Raw genomic sequence first — 16,949 nt, forward strand, 5'->3', positions numbered from 1 at the left:
ATGTTGTGGAATCTGTCATGAAACAATTACATTGGTTGGGTTTGCTGGGAGTATTGATTGCGCCGAATGTCTGGTGTATGACCCTGCAAGATGCAGTGCAAAGTGCGCTGAGCTATGAGCCACAATTGAAAATTAGTGATTTAAGAGTGGGACGTGCCGAAGCCGAATTACAACAGGCCGAGCGTCGTTATGGGCTTAATGTCAGTGTAGAAGGACGTTTAGGCGTAGGACAAGTCGATAATCCACCCAATTACAGCCCGTTATTTTCAATTGATGAAAGTTTTCGGCGCACCCGTAGCCTGATGCTGAAATTTGATTATCCCCTCTACACGGCGGGACGTGAACGCCTCGGAATCGAGCTGGCCAAAACGCAAATAGCTGCGCAGTCACAGGCCTTGAGTGCACAGCAATCGACTACGGTTTTACAAACCGTGCAGGCCTACAGCGAGGTACTCAAGCAAGAGGCGATCCGTACCCTCAAGCTGAATGTGCAAAGTACGCTGCAACGTTCGTTCAGTGATGCACAAAAGCGCTTGAATGCGGGGGTGATCACGCGTGCCGATCTGGCCAAGATCGAGGCGCAGTTGGCACAGGCACAGGCCGATACCATGCGTAGCGAGGCGCAGCTCAAGATCAGTCAAACCCGGTTTTATCAACTGACAGGTCAAGCTGCAGATCACTTAGAAACACCCATTGAATTACCGCCAATTCCTGGCTCAATTGACGATATTGCCTATTCGATAGAACAGCACCCGGCATTGCAACAAGCTCGCTTAGATGCGCAATCTGCGCAAAAACAATATCGTTTAAGCAAATTGGAACTTAAACCGTCGATTGGCCTGACGGGGCGAGCGGGAATGCAATATGAAGAAAAAGATGGTGAAAGTAAGGGCTATCTGGTGGGATTGCAGTTTAATGTTCCGCTTTATGACAGTGGCTTAAACAAGGCCAATCGACAAAAAGCTACCGTGGATGTCGCGCTGGCCAGCCAAAAAATGAATGCGCTGCAACAGTCGCTTCAGCAGCAGGCACAAACCACATATTTACAATTACAGGCCGTACGACAAAACAAGCGTGCACTCGATCAGGCCATTCAGTCGGCCACGATTGCGTTACAGTTCACCAAACGGGAGCTGGAATTTGGCACCAAAACCAGTAGCGATGTACTCAATGCCGAACAAAGTCTACTCGATGTCAAAACGCAAAAAATCCTCAATCAGCAAGATGAGCTTGTTTTAACGTATCAATTATTGGATCAGATGGGACGCCTCTCCAGCGTGTTTACAGTCGCATCGAATGATGCTCCCCCGATGCCATAAGGACTAAAAATTCATGAACAGTGCCGAGCAAATCGTAATCAAAAAGCCGCAAGGAATTGAAGTCCGTCATGTGGCGACAAGTGATGATCAAGAACTACGAAAACTGGTCAGTCTGCCGATGACCACGCGAGGGCTGACACTCAGTTTTCAGCGCGAACCAAGTTATTTTAAAGCCAGCCAAGTGATTTATACCCAAATTGACAGTACCGTAGCGCAGGATCACAGTACTGGTTGCTTGGTCGGGTGTTACAACATTGGTCTGCGGCCCTGTTATGTTAACGGCACCGTAATGCCGTTTCGCTACGGGGGCGATTTGCGTCTTTCACCGCAAGTGCGTGGTAAAGCCGTGTTGAAGCAGATGACACCGCATTTTAAAACCAGTTTAAAAAATCCCGATTTTTGTCAGATGATTATTTTTGATGACAACATTGCCGCGCGCCGTGCCATACAAAGTGGTCGGCTAGGCTTTCAGTATTTTGATGAAGGACTCATTGAAACCCTAACCCTGACGGGCTTTAAACACGCACAGTTTCCTAAAACGCTGCTGCATGCCAAGCAATCGATCGATTTGTCAAAGCTCAAGCGCTGCGTCGCTACAGCGGCCCATATCGAGCAAATGAATGCATTTATCCAGCAGATGGCAGCGCACTATAACTTTATTCCAGCCTATGACTTTGCGCAGCTATTGCACAACGATCCGTATTTTCAGGGCTTAACTTTAGATGATTTTCAGCTTTACTTTGAGCAGGATCGTTTGGTAGGAATGTTTGGTTTATGGAACCAAAGTGGATTTAAACAAAGTAAGGTGCTCGATTATAGTAAAAAAATTCAGACCTTTCGTCCGCTTTACAATGTGTGGGCCAAACTCAATGGCCGTATTCAACTGCCAAAAAAAGGACAATCGTTTAAGTATCATATTTTGCATTCACTGCTGTGTGAACCTGAACAACTCGCGCTACACGACGCCATGTTGCGTGATGCCTTCAAGTTATCTAAACAACGGGGAATCGACGCGATTACCTTTACTTTATCGCATAAAGACCCAAGACAGCGGCTCAACGCCTATTATAAAGGCGATGTGTTGGTTGGCATGCATGGCTTTTTAACCTTCGGGCAAGATCCTCGGGCGCAGTTTGATGTAGCTCGAATTCCTTTTTTGGAGGCAGGACGCATTTAACGACGACAGCAGTCTTTCGGGGCTGCTTTTTCCAATATAACGAGGCTTAAATCTCATTTCGATGATGATTCACGTGTTCCACGTGGAACCACATCTGCTTCACTATAAATTACAACATACTTTTTTAGCGATTCGACTACACTGCACTTTTTTAAGCAATGAAGGGCGTGGCGATGAAAGTTCGTGTAATGATGGCATTGTTGGCAGCGATGACGGGTGTGGCACATGCCAATCTGCAAAACGTACAACAGCATCTGCAAACTCAATACCCCAAGCTCAAAATTGAAAATCTAGAAAAAACGGCGATGAATAGCCTCTATAGCGGAACCTTGGACAATCAGGTGGTGTATATCGGCGAAGACGCAGAACATATATTTGTGGGTTCAATGATTCGCCTGAAAGACCAGCGCAATCTGACCAAGGATCTGGTGATGCAAAATAATCGCATTCGCTGGAGTGATCTGCCCTTGCAGGATGCGATTAAAACCGTAAAAGGTAATGGTAAACGCCAGATCGCGGTATTTTCAGATCCAAATTGCCCTTATTGCAAACAGCTTGAGCAAAACTTGAGTCAGCTCAACAATGTGACCATTTATACTTTTCTTTATCCGCTCAAAACGCAATCTGTTACACCATCAAAACAGGTTTGGTGCTCAGCAAATCGCAGTTATGCATGGAAGAATTTAATTTCGAACAATGTCGCACCACAGGCCAACGCAAGCTGTACTACGCCTGTAGAACGTAATCTGGCGCTGGGCGAACGCTTGAAGATTCAGGGCACGCCGACCTTGTTTTTTGCCAACGGACTAAAAGTGACTGGCGCACAAAGTGCAGCGCAGATTGAACAGGTGCTCAGCGAGATCAAGTGAGGCAAGATGTTGCCTCACCTTGAATCTAACCGTTTAGGCGTTACTTCGTTTGGTAATCAGGTTGTAAATAAACAAGATCACGATTGCCCCAATCACAGAGGCAATAAAGCCTGCACTGGAGTTATTGCTATATAGCCCGAGTAGTCGGCCGCCATAAGTTGCCAGTAAAGAGCCAGCAATACCGAGTAATGTTGTCACGATGAATCCGGCTTTATCGTCACCGGGATGAATCGCGCGTGCAATCAGGCCTGCGATGAAACCCACGACAATTGCCACAATTAATGACCACATGGATGTTCTCCTTGTTTCTCATTTTTTTGGTTTTACATGATGTTGTTTGATTATGATGAAACGAAACCGATCAAAGTGACAGAGAAACTCAGATACATCCTGTAGGTGTTTTGTGCAGAGTGTAAACAAAAAAAATGGTGCGATTGCACCATTTTTCTTAAAGACCGATTTCGCCAATAAACGGCAAATGACGGTATTTTTGATCGTAATCGAGTCCGTAGCCCACAATAAAACGATCTTCAACTTCAAAGCCTAAGAATTTGACTTCAAGCTCGATTTCACGGCGTGAAGGTTTGCTCACCAGCGTACACAGCTCAATAGAATTCGGTTCACGCGTTTGCAAGATTTCCAAAACCTTGCTCAAGGTATTGCCAGAGTCAATAATATCCTCAACCACCAGAACATCTTTACCACGAATTTCGCCGTCTAAATCTTTTAAGATTCTGACATCTCGGCTCGATACCGTGCTGGCACCATAGCTTGAAACCGTCATGAAATCGAGTTCATGTGGTTTTGCAATCGCACGACATAAGTCGGCCATAAAAATAAATGAACCACGCAACAGGCCAATCAGGACCAGATCTTTGTTGCTGTTGGCATAGTGAGCATTAATTTGTTCACCGAGCTGCTTTACTTTGGCTTGAATCTCTTCGGCAGAGATCATTACGCTCATTTCGACGGTCATGTGCAGAAACCTAAAACATCAGAAAGTTTTCAAATAAAAAAGGTGTTGACCAGCAACACCTCAAAATCATAAATCGATGACTAAAGTTTAAAGCAAAAAAGCCTGCGATGCATCATTTGTTGTGTATACATCATGCGTCAGGCTGAACTGACTGGTCCGATCTGAGTAAACATGCACAGCCCAGTAACAGCACAGTCCAACGGACGAGATTAGTTCGACGCCGCTTTTTGATAGACTTTTTGTCCGTACACGTAGGTCGATTCGACATTACGATCGTCTCCCATGGTAAAGAGTGCAAATAAGGCATCTTCAAGCGATTTGGCTCTCGACTGACGCAGCGCCTGCAAAGCGGTGGCTTTCAAATCGAGCACCACAAAATCGGCTTCTTTGCCCAGTGCAAAATTGCCCAGTTTATCGTCTAGATCAAGCGCTTTGGCACCACCGAGTGTGGCATGATAAAACGACTCATAGGCAGAGAGTTTATCGCCTTGAAGCTGTTGGACTTTGTAGGCTTCGTTGACGGTTTGTAACAGACTAAACGATGTACCTGCACCGATGTCTGTGCCTAAACCGACTTTGACCTGTTTATCCCATGTTTTTTTCAGGGGAAACAGCCCACTACCTAAAAACAGATTCGACGTCGGACAAAACGCAATTGCTGAGTCGGTCTGGTGCATGCAGTCCCATTCGTGCTCTTCAAGATGAACACAATGTGCAAATACCGAACGTTTTCCGGTGAGGCCATAATGCTGATAGACATCTAAATAGCCCGTCTGCTCGGGAAATAAATCTTTCACCCACGCAATTTCGTCTTTATTTTCGCTCAAGTGCGTATGCACATAGACATCAGGAAATTCTTGTTTAAGCTGTCCTGCCCGTGCCAGTTGTTCTGGCGTAGACGTCGGAGCAAAACGCGGCGTAATCGCATAGAGCGCACGCCCCTTCCCGTGCCATTTTTCAATCAGCGCCTTAGATTCATTGTAGGCACGCTCTGCAGTATCGCAGAGCCCGTCTGGGGCATGACGATCCATTAATACCTTACCAGCCACCACCCGCATCTGGCGTGATTGTGCCGCTTCAAATAATGCGTCTACCGATTCAGGATGTACGGTACAAAAGACCAAGGCCGTTGTGGTGCCGTTTTTAAGTAATTCGTCGAGGAAAAACTCGGCAATTTCTTTGGCATAGGCCGCATCTTTAAATTGTAGTTCGGTTGGAAAGGTGTAGGTATTGAGCCAGCTCAGGAGCTGTTCGCCATAGGCACCGACCATTTCGGTTTGCGGGTAATGAATGTGAGTATCAATCATGCCCGGAATAATTAATTGCTCGTGGTAATGGGTGATCTCTACATGGGCAGGCAAGTGGTCTTTTAAATTTGCCCAGTGATCAAAGGCCACAATCTTACCTTGCTCGATCAGCATCACGCCATCTTCAAGATAGCGTACCTGCTCTGCAATTTGATCGGCTTGATTAACGAGAGACTGGATATCCAAAAAGCGACCACGAATGATGGCTTGCGGAGCAGAAAATGACATACTGAACCCTACAACGTTTAATTTTTTCGGTTGATTGTAACGTATTTCATCTACCTTGGCGGCACTATATGTTGATGCGCAACATGATTATTCAAAAATACAGATAAAAAGAAAGGGCCTGAGCAAGCCCTAAAAAATGCAAGGTTTTTTATTTTTTACAGTTGCAAATTTCTTGCCAAGAAAGGCACTTGGTAATGTGCACAGATAAATGATTGATCCTTTACAGGTTTGCGGACTGTGGATGTAGAATATGTGAGCGTATTTATTCCTTGAAGGACGCTCAGAGATGAATCCACGTGCACAATGATCCAATTTGTAAAACCATTAATCGCCTACTTGCCTTTTTTTGGTGCTATCAGGGGATGGTACCGAAATTGATATGGCAGCATCCCGACGAGCTCAAAATCTGGCAGGTTTTAGGTGTTTCTGAGGTATGGGCACTACGTGCTGTCTATGCTTCAGGTGTGGCTGAGGTAATCTTTGGCTTGTTGTTTTTGTTCTATGCCAGCAAGATCCTGCATTACTTTAATTTACTGGGTTTGCTGTTTCTGTTGCTGCTCGTAATGTTGTTACTGCCCTCCACTTTGGTTCAGGCCTTTAATCCAGTGATTATGAATCTGGCCATGATGGGGCTTTCATGGGTGTATGTGCGCTATGTGGCATCTTTAAGCCGCTCATAAAAGTGTTAATGCTATAAAAAATGCCTTTGAACAAGTCAAAGGCATTTTTATGTGGTGCTTTAGATTAAGAGTCAGACAACTCTTGTTTCTTGTTGTGACGCATCGAAAGCCACGCCGTGATTCCCAATACAATCACAATAAAACTGAGCGAGATCCAGATTGGCATGTGGAACACATCCAGCATGAGCATTTTGAAACCGATGAACAGCAAGATGATGCCTAGACCATACGGTAAATAGTGCATTTTAGATGCCGCACCTGCCAGCAAGAAGAACATGGCACGCAAGCCTAAAATCGCCATCAAGTTTGCGGTTAAAACAATAAACGGATCGGTGGTCACGGCAAAGATTGCAGGAATAGAATCGACTGCAAAAATCACATCCGAAAATTCAACCAGAATCAGCACAATAAATAACGGTGTTGCCCAGAGCACACCTTGCTCACGGATAAAGAAACGATCGCCATGGAAGTTCTGGGTAATTCGCATATGCTTGCGTAACCATTTCAGTACCTTCATATCTTCGATGTTTTGTTCTTCTTCGCCCTGACCTTTAAGAAACTTAAAGCCGGTATACACCAAGAAAGCACCAAAGATGTACAGCACCCAAGAAAACTCTTGAACGAACCAAGCACCAATAAAAATAAAGATACTACGTAAAATAATGGCGCCCAGTACACCGTAAAGCAGAATTTTACGCTGTAGTCCTGCTGGCACAGCAAAGGCCGCAAAAATCATTAGCCAGACAAAGACATTATCAATTGCTAAGGATTTTTCAAGCAGATAACCTGCCAGATATTCCATGGTCTTCTGATTGGCGATCGCCAGTGTTGCCGTTTGTTGTAGATAGAGCCAGAGTCCGCCTGCAAACAAGAGTGCAACCGTGACCCATGCAATACTCCAAGTCAGTGCTTGCTTGAGCGGTACTTCGTCTGCTTTTTTTTGTTTGAAGCCTAAAAAGTCAATCAATAACATCACAAACACGATGCCAAAGAAGACCAGATACAGCCATGGATTGCCGATAGAGTCCATTTTTTTCTCCCTATCCGGCAAGCAGTCATAAAAAAACCTCGACCAGCTGCCAGATAACATAATAATCTGAAACAACATGATCAAGGTCTTGCCTACACAGAATAAGTATTCTGTGCTCAGATACCGACTTTTTTCAAAGTGTATTGACGATATCTGACGCGTTTGAGTCATGCTCGAAACGCTTGGAGGAGGCTACTCCCCTTGTCAAACTAAATTTTGCTTTGGATGAAAAGCATCCAATTGTTTGCAAAGCATGCCACAGTCGCGATCAAAGATCAAGCACCGAGTCACAGCTTTATTTCAACCAGCCACGACGCAGTAGCGGATGAAATAACCATGAATACACGGCAACTGCCATGTGCATAATGTGCGTTTGACACAGCGGCCATATATATACGCCAAGGCCATTAATTGCCAACGCCACACCAAAGGCACCAAGCATATCCAGCGGGAAATGTACCCCAATATAAATACGTGACCAAGCCACTGCAAACGCCATGAGCAACAAAATGCCGCCAGCCACTCGGCGCCCAACACTCAAGTACGACAATGCGATGGTACTAAAAATCAGCATGTGATTACTTGGAAAGGAAGCGGTAGCGCTGTGCTCAATCAGGGTATGACCAACACCCAGTACAAAGGGACGCGAATGTGGATAATACAGTGAAATCAAATAACCAACACCGAGTGCAATCGAGGTCAATAAGACTGCTCTTAAGGCACGTTCCTTGTTGGCAAGATCGCCAAAGCACCACAAAAAAACCAGCAGACCGAACACCAGATACAGTAAATCATTGGCAATAAAAATAGCCAGATGAATGATCCACGGCTTCGCTTCGGCCGATGCATTGATCAGGCTAAACAGCTCGAGATTGAGCGTTTCAATAGGCATGTGCCCTCCACTCTCAAATGAAGAAAGCACGCATCATAAAGAAATCAGCACAATCTGAAATTGTAAATCCGCACAGTTTTGTAAGAATTGACTGTTTAAGCAGCAATTGAAGACATGACTCCAGTGAAGGCACAGATGAAGCCCCTTCACTCAAGCAGCGCTGCTGATGAATTAATCTTGTAAAGCAGAAATTAATTTTTGATGCAGCCCACCGAAACCACCATTCGACATGATGACGACCGCATCACCTTCAGCGGCTTCTGAGCGAATTCGCTGAATAATCTCATCCAGCGAGTGACTGACTTGTGCAGAATTAACAGCAGCCTCAATCACGGGCTGCAAATCCCAGTCCAGACCTTCTGGTTGATACCAGATGACTTCATCGGCCAGACGTGCAGCATCTGCCAATCCCTCTTTATGACTGCCCATGCGCATGGTATTCGAGCGCGGTTCAATCACTGCCCATAATCGGCGGTTACCCAAACGTTGACGTGCACCATCGAGCGTAGTTTCAATTGCAGTGGGGTGATGGGCAAAGTCGTCATACACTTCAATCCCCCGAATGGTTCCCAACAGTTCCATACGACGCTTCACACCGCCAAAAGCAGATAACGCCTCACAGGCCTGTGCAATACTCACTCCGACATGCTGAGCCGCCGCAATAGTTGCAAGTGCATTGGCGACGCTATGCTGACCGGTCATATTCCAGCGAACTTCACCTTGAACCACGCCGTGTTCAAGGACTTTAAAATGACTACCGTCGGCGCTGAGTTGCTCGGCACTGATTTGTACATCGTTGGCATTTAAGCTGGTACGAACCACAGGCGTCCAGCAGCCCATAGCCAAGACTTCATCAATATTGGTTTCGGTGGTTGGACTAATAATACAGCCTTCACTTGGAATGGTACGTACCAGATGATGAAACTGTTTTTGAATGGCAGCCAGATCATCAAAGATGTCGGCATGGTCAAATTCGAGGTTATTTAAAATCGCTGTTTTAGGGTGATAATGAACAAACTTGGAGCGTTTATCAAAAAAAGCAGAATCGTACTCATCCGCTTCAACACAGAAATATTTTCCGCCGCCCAAACGCGCACTTTCGCTAAAACCCAGCGGAACACCGCCAATCAAAAAGCCGGGATTTAAACCCGCCTGATCGAGCACCCAGGCCAGCATAGTTGTAGTGGTGGTTTTGCCATGTGTCCCTGCAACGCCCAACACATGTTTGCCTTGCAATACATGATCGGCCAGAAATTGTGGGCCAGAGATATAAGGTAGGCCCTGATTCAGCATGTACTCGATCGCATCGATACCACGTTTCATGGCATTGCCCACAATGACCAGATCTGGATGTGGTTGTAAGTGGCTTCGGTCGTAACCTTGCATCAATTCGATGCCTGCACGTTCGAGTTGAGTCGACATGGGTGGATAGACGTTGGCATCGGAACCTGTCACTTTATGACCCAGATCGCGGGCCAAAAGCGCCAAAGAACCCATAAATGTGCCACAAATACCCAAAATATGCAGATGCATTACTTGCCTACTCCACTGTCATTGACACATCACTTCATTTGCTCGGTGCTGTTGTCTAAATCGTTAAAATTTGAGTGCAACGATATCAAGGCTGTTTCTGAAAAGATAGTTTTTCTTGTTATCGGCTGAGGTCGTCGCATTCTGGCTAAAAATACGGCATAGTAATGCTTAGCGCGTAAATTTGTAGCAAGCTGAGCAGTGAGTAAAGCATCCATTATACAGACGCAACCCACCCGAATTTTTAGCTTTGAGCGGGTGTATCCTTATTCAGCATTTCAGGTGCTATGGATGTGTGTGCCTGTTTTGCTGGTTTTTGTACTGATCTATGTCTATGTAGTGGGTGCAGGCTTTCATTTAGGGCCTGTCAGTCTCTTATTTCTACTGTATTTCGGGACGGTTGCAGGGTTGGTGCGCATGTTTTCAAAGCAGGTTCAGATCTGGTTTGATGCCAGTTGCATGTATGTGCAGTTGGGTCAGGCGCTGCCACAGTGCTATGCCAAAGCTAATATTGTAGGTTTTTATAGTTATGACTATGCCACTCAAGCACCTGCCTTAAAAAGTTCTAAAATTTGCATCCATTTTTATTTGCGAAACGGACAGAAGATTATGTTGAACGATTCGGATTATCGGCGTTCAGTCGATGAATCCTGCCAGATAATCCTCAAGAAATTTCTGCAAACTGCGCAGCGCGAACTTAATTTTTTGCCTGTACGACAGCGCTATAAGCATTACGCCGATGGCGTGTATTGGTATAGTGATGCCAGTCGTGATATTGACTGATTTTACTTTTAAGCATTGCCGTGTACGCTAAGCAGGCATCAATCACTTTTGAGCACATTATGGCCCTCTCCTTTCCTTTATTGCTGCTGATTATTTCCAACTGTTTCATGACCTTGGCATGGTACGGACACTTAAAGTTTTTGCACCACGCTCCACTCTGGCAAGCGATTTTATTTGGCTGGGCCATTGCCCTACTCGAATACAGTTTTATGATTCCGGCCACGCGTTATCTAGATCAGCATGGCTGGAGTCTGGGACAAATGAAAATTACCCAAGAAGTGGTGACTTTGCTGGTCTTTACGCCGTTTATGCTATTTATGTTTAAACAGCCGTTTAAGATTGACTATTTATGGGCCATGCTGTGTTTGATGGGCTGTGTGTATTTCGTATTTCGTAGTCAGTAAAGAAAAAATCGAGATCATCAAAAAAGCCCGACATCCTGTCGGGCTTTCTCGTATCTTGGTTCCTAGGTATAACGCCTGTCGTACCTCACATCCTGATGCATGAACGTATCATTGTTGTTTTATGTTCTGGAACGTCCTGTTCCTGATGAATTTAGAATAGGCGATCTGACAGCATCAAAACAGTCGAAAATTTCCTGAATTGCTGTCAGCAAAAGCGTACAAAAGCACCGCAGAATCGATGAAGATTTTTGGAGACGTCGAAAAAAGACGCTATAATGGCGCGCATGATCTTTTTTGTCTTGATGCAAGTCAGGATATCCCGTTTTTCTTATTACTCTCTGGAAGTGCCAATGAACGCGGTCGCAGCGAAAGATGCTCAACCCTTAGTCGGAATTATTATGGGGTCTCAATCGGATTGGGCAACACTGGAACATACTGCCAATATGCTCAAACAGCTTGGCGTACCATTTGAGGCTGAGGTGGTATCAGCACATCGGACACCAGATCGTTTGTTTGAATATGCCGAGACAGCGCGTGATCGCGGGATTCAAGTAATTATTGCCGGTGCAGGCGGCGCGGCGCACCTCCCGGGTATGTGTGCAGCAAAAACCGATTTGCCTGTATTGGGTGTTCCAGTCAAATCATCGATCTTAAACGGTGTCGATTCTTTGCTTTCGATTGTACAAATGCCTGCGGGTATTGCAGTGGGTACTTTGGCGATTGGCCCGGCAGGCGCAACCAATGCAGCGATTATGGCGGCACAGATTTTAGGGCTGACGCGTCCAGAGATTGCGCAAAACGTGGCGGATTTTCGTGCTGCACAAACCGATAAGGTAGCCAGCAATAACATTCCAGGTCAGGCATAACGAGGCGATCATGAATAAAACCATCGGAATTTTTGGTGGTGGACAGCTTGGCCGTATGATGGCACAAGCGGCCCTGCCCCTTAATCTTGAATGTACGTTTTTCGAGTCGAATGCGGATTGTCCAGCAGCAATCCTGGGTCAGGTTTACTCTACCGAGCAAGATCCAAATGCATTGCAGGCATTTATTGAAAGTGCAGATGTATTTAGTCTTGAGTTTGAAAATACGCCATTGGCCGATGTAGACCGTCTGAGTCAAGACAAAGCCATTTATCCGCCACGTCAGGCCTTGGCAACTGCGCAGAATCGTTTGCTTGAAAAAGAGCTGTTTCAGCGTCTGGAGATTCCAGTCGCGCCGTTTCGAGCCGTCGATAGCCTTGAATCGCTTCAAACTGCTGTAGCGCAGCTAGGTTTACCGATTGTGTTGAAAACAGCCACTGGCGGTTACGATGGCAAAGGTCAGTTTGTACTGCGTGAAGCGGAGCAAATTGATCAAGCATGGCAAGAGCTTGGCCCTGCCAAATCATTGATTGCAGAAAGTTTTGTTCAGTTTTCTCGTGAAGTTTCGATTATTGCAGTGCGTGGTCAAGATGGTGAAGTGAAAACTTGGCCGTTGGCAGAAAATCACCATCATCACGGCATTTTGTCGCATTCGATTGTGCCTGCACCTCGCAGTGAAGCCTTACAGCCTGTTGCACAGGATTACATTACGCGTCTGCTGAATCATCTGAATTATGTGGGTGTTCTAACGCTTGAACTGTTTGTCACCGAACAGGGCTTATTTGCCAACGAAATGGCACCACGTGTTCATAATTCGGGCCACTGGTCGATTGAAGGTGCGGTGTGCTCACAATTTGAAAATCATGTTCGTGCCGTCGCTGGCTTGCCTTTGGGTTCGACCGAGGTGGTTCGCCCGACAGTGATGGTGAATATTATTGGTCAGCATCCAAAATCTGAAGATGTTTTGGCACTAAACGGCGCGCATTTGCACTTGTATAACAAGAGCGAACGTGAAGGCCGTAAATTGGGACACATCACTTTAATGCCGTTGAATCAAAGTGAATTGACGCATTTATGTCGTCAATTGGCGGAAATTTTGCCAGAACCGTTGGCATTAACTCAAGACATAACCATTTAGTTCATTTCAGGTGTATAAATCAAGCGATCAGCAAGCTGGTCGCTTTTTTTTAACTTTTTTTTGGGTAAGATAGCCGCCCTGATTTTGGAACAGTAGATATTCAGCCACTGCAATGAATTTAAAATCGTGTTCAAAAACACAATTAGCCGTGATGAATTCCTGCAAATGATCTGTTTTAAATTCAAATTCTGCGCACAATAAAACTTTAAATTTAAAACAATATGAAAACTTTGAATTCAAAGTTTTTCTGTAGATGTGATTTGAATTCAAAACCAAGTTAAAGTGACTTATCCACAGCTTGAATGCAATAAAAGCGTGAAAAATTTTTGAATTTAAAATGTCTGGATTTGAATTTAAACTTTTCGAACTGTTTTTGAATTTAAAATGAGTGGTGTGGATAACTTTTTCTATACTTTTGAATTTAAAGTGCAGAATATGAATTCAAATTTACGAATTCACGCTTTGATTTCGTTGCCATAGTGCTAAGGTAAGCTAAGGATTTGCTTTTTTAAATTTAAAACAGGTGATGATAATAATGCGACGTTTGTCTTTTTTTCTTGGTACGTATTCATTGCTGATGGCGCCCGCGCATGCCGAATTAATTTTGAATGAAAAAGTGGTGAATGGCTCAACCACAAATAAACCTGTCATGACCACAGCCGTTACACCACAAAATGATAATTTTCAGCGTTGTCTTGCAAATCTACGCTCACAGGCGATTGCATCGGGTGTTTCTGAATCGACCTACGACCAATACACACAAAATTTGACTCCAGATTACTCAGTCATAGATAAACTTAATTACCAGCCCGAATTTTCAACACCGATCTGGGATTATCTGTCTGGTTTGGTCGATAACGAACGTGTAGACGCTGGAAAGCAAAAACTGGCACAGTATCGAGATGTGTTGAACCGCGCCTCGCAGGTGTATGGTGTACCTGTTGAAACCATTGTGGCGGTGTGGGGTGTCGAAAGTAATTATGGTGATATTTCCGGTAAATATCCGTTGTTACAGGCACTGGGGACACTCAGCTGTGAAGGGCGTCGACAAAGTTATTTCCGTGGTGAATTTTTTACCACATTACGTATTTTGCAGCGCGGCGATCTGCGTTTAGATCAGTTGAAAGGCTCGTGGGCAGGGGCGTTTGGCCATACGCAGTTTATGCCATCGACTTATGATCGATTGGCAGTCGATTTTGATGGAGACGGGCGTCGTGATTTGGTCTCAAGTGTGCCAGACGCCTTGGCATCGACAGCCAATTTCTTAAAACAGGCAGGCTGGCAAACGGGGATGCCATGGGGTTTTGAAGTGCAGTTACCTGCCGGGATGTCTGTCTCGGGCGAAGGACGTCGTAATAAACGTCCACTGAGCTACTGGTTGGCACAAGGCCTAACACGCGCAGATGGAACGGCTTTAATTCAGGGAAATCTCTCGTCGAATACGCCAGCGGGCTTAATGCTACCTGCAGGTGCGACCGGACCAGCATTTTTGGTCTTTAAAAACTTCGATGCCATTTATAGCTATAACGCCGCAGAAAGTTATGGTCTGGCAATTGCACATTTGTCAGATCGTCTCCAAGGTGCCGGACCTTTTCTAACCGCATGGCCCACAGATGATCCGGGAACCTCACGTGCCGAGCGCCGTGAAATCCAGCAGTTTTTACTTCAGCGTGGCTATGATATCGGGGCGGTAGATGGTTTGATTGGAGATAAAAGTCGTCAGGCGATTCAGCAAGAGCAAACCCGATTGGGCCTAAATCCGACGGGTCGGGCGGGGCAACAAATTTTACGTGCCTTCCGACAAGAGCAAGCAAGACGCATGATGCAATAAAATAAAAAAGGGCGATCAGACCGGTATCGCCCTTTTTTTATGCTGACTGTTTAATAGTTAAAGTTCGATTGGAGGCTGATCCAATTTTACCGCTTCTAAAATATCCATAATGACGGTGGTGACATCTTGGCTGAGTTCACGATCATTAAAAATTTCGTAAGCCGTGATGGTGACATCGGTGTCGCTTGGTAGCAGTTTTTGTTCTTCTTCAATCAAGTCTTTAATTGGTAGCAGCGTTTGTTTAACTTCAAGATGTAAAATATCCTGATAATCAAGATTTTCATCTTCTAATTCAATAATTTGTTCGTTGAAATACGGCAGTAAAATCGAATGTAAAAAGGGTTTGATCTCAATAATATCAAAAATCTCGATATCACGTGTTTGCTCAATTGTGCTGATGTGATCGTTCACTTCAATCAAAATATGATAATAACTCACTGATATCTCCCGACTAACATTCATCTTCAATATTGTTTATACCGTAGCACGGCAAAATTTTAGATACAATCACCGCCTTTTGTGGGATTTTGAATTTTCTCAGGCCAGTAAGGAATAAACTGAAAGTTTTTAAACCAGATCAACAGGCTTAATGGCAATCAGTTAATCCATTAACTTGAGTAAACCCAGTGCTGATTGTTAGTTTATATTATTTAAAGAACTTAATATCTGTCGGTGTAGATATCTTGGCGGCATCACCAGCAGGCTTTAGTGTGCCGTGCTTCGGGTCAAAGTGAAATAAGCTGATGTTATTGCTAAATACGTTGGCTACATACAGATATCGACCTGTGGTATCGAATGAAAAAGCACGCGGTTCAATGCCATTGGCTTTATAAGACACGGGTTGAGCAAGTAAACCATTCGGTTGAACTTTAAACACCAAAAGAGCGTTATGTGAGCCGCGGTTGGCAGTGATGATGTATTTGCCATCTGGACTGAGAATAATGCCGCTGGCACTCTTAAATTTAGGTGTTGCATGCGCTGCAACCAGTTTATTCTGGGCGACTTTTTTCAGATAACCATCTTGCACCTTGAAGGTCACTATTTCACTCGACATTTCTGCGGTCACGTATGCATGTTGACCATTTGCGGAAAAGACCATATGACGTGGGCCAGAACCGGGAGCAAACGTCACATCTCGGCGAGGATCTGCCTTGAGCGGCTGGGTTTGATTGGGGTGATATTGAAAGGCGTATACTTTGTCATTGCCCAGATCGGCCGCATACAAATACTGACCATCTGGACTAAACGTCGTCGAGTGGGCATGGCCACTGTCCTGACGACCTTTTACTACGTTTGATCCTTCCGAAAAAACAATATTTTGAATTTTTTCACCCAAATGGCCGTTTGGCAAAATTGGAAAAACAGTCACGCCACCACGATCTTTATCGATTGCTGAATAGTTTGAAACCACCAGAAATTTATTATCGAGACTGATGGACGCATGCGTCGGGTGTCCACCATGGCTGTCTACTGTATTGAGCACTTTAACTTGATTGGACTGAACTGAAATGGCAGTCACTTCACCTTTATTTTCTTCGTTGGTGGTGTAAGCAAAACGACCATCTTTAGATTTTACAATCCAAGAAGGACTTTTCATTTTAAAAATATGCGTTGGCGTTAAGGTGCCATCCTCATTCATTTGAAGTTGATACAACCCATCGCTGGCCTGAGCTGGCTTTTGCACCAGCGGCGCATCCGGAATAGATGTCCATGTACCCACCAGCGCAATTTGCTGAGCTGCTACATTGGCGCTCGCACACCATGCAAAGGGCACAACCAAGAGTGACAAGATTGTCGCAGACGGTTTAATCCATTGAATGCGCTGTGTGTTTGAATGGCGAGTTTGAATAAAGAGGCTGTTTTTCATTACTGTTCCTTCAGCAAAGTGTTGTTTCTTGGATAATATCAATATACATAAAAAA

The 16,949-nt window shown here is 44.9% G+C and carries 17 protein-coding genes; 9 read left to right on the forward strand and 8 right to left on the reverse strand.

Translation table 11 applies throughout. From position 1 onward, the window contains the following. Window positions 1-17 precede the first annotated feature (17 nt). From KCV09_RS12000 to KCV09_RS12010, 3 genes are all read left to right on the forward strand, one after another. The gene (locus KCV09_RS12000; RefSeq protein WP_212515207.1) at window positions 18-1,319 is read left to right on the forward strand and encodes a TolC family protein; all 1,302 of its coding nucleotides are present in this window, start codon (window positions 18-20) and stop codon (window positions 1,317-1,319) included. Between the two features lie 13 nt (window positions 1,320-1,332). Continuing rightward, on the forward strand, window positions 1,333-2,496 hold the full coding sequence (locus KCV09_RS12005) for a hypothetical protein (protein ID WP_228301558.1): 1,164 nt from the start codon (window positions 1,333-1,335) through the stop codon (window positions 2,494-2,496). A 173-nt stretch (window positions 2,497-2,669) separates the two neighbouring features. Then, window positions 2,670-3,365, forward strand: coding sequence for a DsbC family protein (locus KCV09_RS12010; protein WP_212515208.1), 696 nt, complete (start codon window positions 2,670-2,672; stop codon window positions 3,363-3,365). Window positions 3,366-3,398: 33 nt separating this feature from the next. On the opposite strand, the gene KCV09_RS12015 is transcribed toward KCV09_RS12010, so the two are convergent. The 3 genes from KCV09_RS12015 to guaD form a co-directional block, all read right to left on the reverse strand. Beyond that, window positions 3,399-3,656: a GlsB/YeaQ/YmgE family stress response membrane protein gene (locus KCV09_RS12015; protein ID WP_004933462.1), complete on the reverse strand. Its 258-nt coding sequence runs from the start codon at window positions 3,654-3,656 to the stop codon at window positions 3,399-3,401. 157 nt (window positions 3,657-3,813) lie between these two features. After that, window positions 3,814-4,341 (reverse strand): hypoxanthine phosphoribosyltransferase, encoded by a 528-nt coding sequence (gene hpt / locus KCV09_RS12020; RefSeq protein WP_004933458.1) that lies wholly within the window; start codon window positions 4,339-4,341, stop codon window positions 3,814-3,816. A 209-nt stretch (window positions 4,342-4,550) separates the two neighbouring features. After that, the gene (guaD, locus tag KCV09_RS12025) at window positions 4,551-5,876 is read right to left on the reverse strand and encodes a guanine deaminase (protein WP_212515209.1); all 1,326 of its coding nucleotides are present in this window, start codon (window positions 5,874-5,876) and stop codon (window positions 4,551-4,553) included. A 296-nt stretch (window positions 5,877-6,172) separates the two neighbouring features. On the opposite strand from guaD, the gene KCV09_RS12030 reads away from it, so the two are divergent. Continuing rightward, window positions 6,173-6,556, forward strand: a complete 384-nt coding sequence (locus tag KCV09_RS12030) for a DoxX-like family protein (protein ID WP_212515210.1) — start codon at window positions 6,173-6,175, stop codon at window positions 6,554-6,556. A gap of 64 nt (window positions 6,557-6,620) precedes the next feature. Here KCV09_RS12030 and KCV09_RS12035 read toward each other — a convergent pair whose 3' ends face one another. The 3 genes from KCV09_RS12035 to mpl form a co-directional block, all read right to left on the reverse strand. Continuing rightward, a complete protein-coding gene (locus KCV09_RS12035) occupies window positions 6,621-7,586 on the reverse strand; it encodes a TerC family protein (RefSeq protein ID WP_004933450.1) in 966 nt (321 codons plus the stop codon). 295 nt (window positions 7,587-7,881) lie between these two features. Continuing rightward, window positions 7,882-8,478, reverse strand: a complete 597-nt coding sequence (locus KCV09_RS12040; protein WP_212515211.1) for an undecaprenyl-diphosphatase — start codon at window positions 8,476-8,478, stop codon at window positions 7,882-7,884. Window positions 8,479-8,649: 171 nt separating this feature from the next. After that, window positions 8,650-10,011 (reverse strand): UDP-N-acetylmuramate:L-alanyl-gamma-D-glutamyl-meso-diaminopimelate ligase, encoded by a 1,362-nt coding sequence (mpl, locus tag KCV09_RS12045; RefSeq protein WP_212515212.1) that lies wholly within the window; start codon window positions 10,009-10,011, stop codon window positions 8,650-8,652. Window positions 10,012-10,209: 198 nt separating this feature from the next. Between mpl and KCV09_RS12050 the strand changes: the two genes are divergently transcribed. The 5 genes from KCV09_RS12050 (at window position 10,210) to KCV09_RS12070 (ending at window position 15,027) form a co-directional block, all read left to right on the forward strand. Beyond that, the gene (locus KCV09_RS12050) at window positions 10,210-10,791 is read left to right on the forward strand and encodes a hypothetical protein (RefSeq protein ID WP_228301559.1); all 582 of its coding nucleotides are present in this window, start codon (window positions 10,210-10,212) and stop codon (window positions 10,789-10,791) included. 59 nt (window positions 10,792-10,850) lie between these two features. Next, on the forward strand, window positions 10,851-11,195 hold the full coding sequence (locus KCV09_RS12055; RefSeq protein ID WP_004933440.1) for a DMT family protein: 345 nt from the start codon (window positions 10,851-10,853) through the stop codon (window positions 11,193-11,195). Between the two features lie 350 nt (window positions 11,196-11,545). Continuing rightward, window positions 11,546-12,061, forward strand: a complete 516-nt coding sequence (purE, locus tag KCV09_RS12060; protein ID WP_004933436.1) for a 5-(carboxyamino)imidazole ribonucleotide mutase — start codon at window positions 11,546-11,548, stop codon at window positions 12,059-12,061. 10 nt (window positions 12,062-12,071) lie between these two features. Further along, window positions 12,072-13,196 (forward strand): 5-(carboxyamino)imidazole ribonucleotide synthase, encoded by a 1,125-nt coding sequence (locus KCV09_RS12065; protein WP_004933433.1) that lies wholly within the window; start codon window positions 12,072-12,074, stop codon window positions 13,194-13,196. A gap of 532 nt (window positions 13,197-13,728) precedes the next feature. Then, on the forward strand, window positions 13,729-15,027 hold the full coding sequence (locus KCV09_RS12070) for a lytic murein transglycosylase (RefSeq protein ID WP_407651959.1): 1,299 nt from the start codon (window positions 13,729-13,731) through the stop codon (window positions 15,025-15,027). Window positions 15,028-15,084: 57 nt separating this feature from the next. Here KCV09_RS12070 and KCV09_RS12075 read toward each other — a convergent pair whose 3' ends face one another. Together KCV09_RS12075 and KCV09_RS12080 are read right to left on the reverse strand one after the other, a co-directional pair. Continuing rightward, window positions 15,085-15,489, reverse strand: coding sequence for a hypothetical protein (locus KCV09_RS12075; protein WP_076033279.1), 405 nt, complete (start codon window positions 15,487-15,489; stop codon window positions 15,085-15,087). Window positions 15,490-15,673: 184 nt separating this feature from the next. Beyond that, on the reverse strand, window positions 15,674-16,894 hold the full coding sequence (locus KCV09_RS12080; RefSeq protein ID WP_212515214.1) for a lactonase family protein: 1,221 nt from the start codon (window positions 16,892-16,894) through the stop codon (window positions 15,674-15,676). Between the last annotated feature and the right edge of the window lie 55 nt (window positions 16,895-16,949).

Origin of the sequence: Acinetobacter soli (genome assembly GCF_018139125.1) — a bacterium.
Taxonomy (GTDB): domain Bacteria; phylum Pseudomonadota; class Gammaproteobacteria; order Pseudomonadales; family Moraxellaceae; genus Acinetobacter; species Acinetobacter soli.

Excerpts from the sequence above, each read along its gene's own strand:
- KCV09_RS12005 (WP_228301558.1), top strand. The coding sequence starts at position 1,333 with ATGAACAGTGCCGAGCAAATCGTAATCAAAAAGCCGCAAGGAATTGAA.
- KCV09_RS12000 (WP_212515207.1), top strand. The coding sequence starts at position 18 with ATGAAACAATTACATTGGTTGGGTTTGCTGGGAGTATTGATTGCGCCG.
- KCV09_RS12080 (WP_212515214.1), bottom strand. The coding sequence starts at position 16,894 with ATGAAAAACAGCCTCTTTATTCAAACTCGCCATTCAAACACACAGCGC.
- KCV09_RS12055 (WP_004933440.1), top strand. The coding sequence starts at position 10,851 with ATGGCCCTCTCCTTTCCTTTATTGCTGCTGATTATTTCCAACTGTTTC.
- KCV09_RS12065 (WP_004933433.1), top strand. The coding sequence starts at position 12,072 with ATGAATAAAACCATCGGAATTTTTGGTGGTGGACAGCTTGGCCGTATG.
- KCV09_RS12010 (WP_212515208.1), top strand. The coding sequence starts at position 2,670 with ATGAAAGTTCGTGTAATGATGGCATTGTTGGCAGCGATGACGGGTGTG.
- hpt (WP_004933458.1), bottom strand. The coding sequence starts at position 4,341 with ATGACCGTCGAAATGAGCGTAATGATCTCTGCCGAAGAGATTCAAGCC.
- KCV09_RS12075 (WP_076033279.1), bottom strand. The coding sequence starts at position 15,489 with ATGAATGTTAGTCGGGAGATATCAGTGAGTTATTATCATATTTTGATT.
- mpl (WP_212515212.1), bottom strand. The coding sequence starts at position 10,011 with ATGCATCTGCATATTTTGGGTATTTGTGGCACATTTATGGGTTCTTTG.
- purE (WP_004933436.1), top strand. The coding sequence starts at position 11,546 with ATGAACGCGGTCGCAGCGAAAGATGCTCAACCCTTAGTCGGAATTATT.
- KCV09_RS12035 (WP_004933450.1), bottom strand. The coding sequence starts at position 7,586 with ATGGACTCTATCGGCAATCCATGGCTGTATCTGGTCTTCTTTGGCATC.
- guaD (WP_212515209.1), bottom strand. The coding sequence starts at position 5,876 with ATGTCATTTTCTGCTCCGCAAGCCATCATTCGTGGTCGCTTTTTGGAT.
- KCV09_RS12040 (WP_212515211.1), bottom strand. The coding sequence starts at position 8,478 with ATGCCTATTGAAACGCTCAATCTCGAGCTGTTTAGCCTGATCAATGCA.
- KCV09_RS12015 (WP_004933462.1), bottom strand. The coding sequence starts at position 3,656 with ATGTGGTCATTAATTGTGGCAATTGTCGTGGGTTTCATCGCAGGCCTG.